We start from the raw sequence: 1795 nt of genomic DNA, 5'->3' as shown, positions 1-1795 counted from the left end.
GCCAGATTTTGCAATGGTCACGGTATCAGTGACTAATTGCAGTTGCCCGGCAATCAGCTGATCGGGGACAAAAACCGACTGACGAACACCCGGCTGAAAGGGATTACTGGAAAACTGATCCATTATTTCGCTCCTTTATTGACGTCATATAAACGGGTCATTTGCTGTGCCAGTGCGGAAGCAGAGCCTTTGGCGGGTTGCTGAGCGTCGGGACCTAACCGAACCTGCTCAGCCTGCATCCGGCTATCCAGTGATGCACGGTATGGTTGCGACTGCACCGTCCCCATCGCTTTCAATGTACTGACGGCTTCACTGGCTGACATGCTGGTATTGAGAGCCAAATGTGCCGCCATATCCGGGCGACTGGCCGCGTATTTACTGCCGAAGATGGTGGCACAACGTTTACGCTCGGCACGACGGCCTTTTTTGACATCCTCGTCTTCTTCCGCGTTTTCATCATCCTCGTCGTCTTCGGCATCAGGGTCGTCATCCTCATCATCTTCTTCTGACTTGGCCTCTTTCGCTTTTTTCGCTTTTTTGCCTTCCTTTTTTTCGTCTTGCTCTTCATCGTCTTCGGCATCTTTTTCGTGCTCGTCCTCTTCAGCATAACGGGATTTTGCTTTCTTGCTTTTTTCTTTCTCATCCTGCTCGTCTTCGGACATACGGGCTTTGCCCCCAAATCCCATCAGATGTGCAAATTTGGTATAACTCATAGACCTGCCTCTTTCATTAGTGTTTGAAATGCTACATCAGGGGTTGCCACTATATCCGCTAACCCCAACTGAACACCGTCCGCAGCCAAAAAACACGCGGCTTGAGTGTCACGAATAATTTTCTCGGAAATACCCCGATTACGAGCAACCGTACTGACAAACAGTTTTCCCATTACATCGACATCATCCTGAATAGCCTGACGCGCCTCGTCACTGAGTTTGATGTGGGGATTGCTCTCTGCTTTACGGTCACCATACGTAATGATTGTCACTGTTAGACCATCCTCTTTAATGCGCTGAGACCAGTCACAATGGATAACAACCACGCCCACTGAACCGACACCACCGGTACGGGGCACAGTAATTTTGTCAGCAGCACTGGCAATCGCGTAAGCAGCTGAATAGGCGTTTTCAGATAAAATGGCATGAATGGGTTTTTGGCCCCGTGACTGGTAAATAAGGTCCACCAAATCAAAACAACCGGCTACTTCACCGCCGGGGGAATCAATATCGAGGCAGATGCCTGATACATCAGGGTCATGTAATGCAGTTAAAAATGCCTGCCTGATTCCGTCATAACCCGTCATTCCACTATATGGGCGCAATGAACCCAGTTTCTGCACTAAAGTGCCCTGCACGGGGATCACCGCTATTCCCTCCAGCACGTCGTAACCGGTATCACGTTTGCGACGGGAAAATGAGTCATCGTCATCATCCCAGTCCCTCCCAGCCTGAATTTTAGTGATACCAAATCGTTCCATCACCGCACTCATCACCACTTCGGCTTTTCGCGGGTGTATTGCCAGCGGCACGTTAAACAGCCGCTGGGCTAAGTGGGATAAGTTCATCATTCCCCTGATCCTCTGTTGGTTTGTTGTTGCGGTGCCGGTTCAGCCCATTCAGGCAGCGGAATACCGCGCTCCTTAAAGGCTTCAATCTCCCGCGCACGCTGATCGAGCATTTCCTCCCAATCCTCACCGGCATTTTCTGCCGCCTCCATTTCCAGCGTGGACAATCCGGCATCCATTCCCAAAATCGCCCCCTTCTTCTCCGCCACCGGGTCCACCCAGCCGCGACCGGGT

Annotated in this window: 2 protein-coding genes and 1 pseudogene; all 3 read right to left on the bottom strand. The window is 51.1% G+C overall.

Annotation, left to right across the window (positions count from 1 at the left end):
* Positions 1–122: 122 nt before the first annotated feature.
* Positions 123–713 (bottom strand): hypothetical protein, encoded by a 591-nt coding sequence (locus Xvie_RS21910; protein ID WP_167376343.1) that lies wholly within the window; start codon positions 711–713, stop codon positions 123–125.
* Positions 710–1561, bottom strand: coding sequence for a S49 family peptidase (locus Xvie_RS20145; protein WP_086110864.1), 852 nt, complete (start codon positions 1559–1561; stop codon positions 710–712). Before Xvie_RS20145 ends, Xvie_RS21910 begins: the two co-directional genes overlap by 4 nt.
* Positions 1561–1795 (bottom strand): annotated as a pseudogene (locus Xvie_RS20140) (phage portal protein); the annotation flags it as partial. The pseudogene Xvie_RS20140 and the gene Xvie_RS20145, both read right to left, overlap by 1 nt.

The sequence above is a fragment of the Xenorhabdus vietnamensis genome (assembly GCF_002127535.1).
Classification (GTDB): domain Bacteria; phylum Pseudomonadota; class Gammaproteobacteria; order Enterobacterales; family Enterobacteriaceae; genus Xenorhabdus; species Xenorhabdus vietnamensis.
This window is presented reverse-complemented; position numbering and strand designations above follow the sequence as displayed.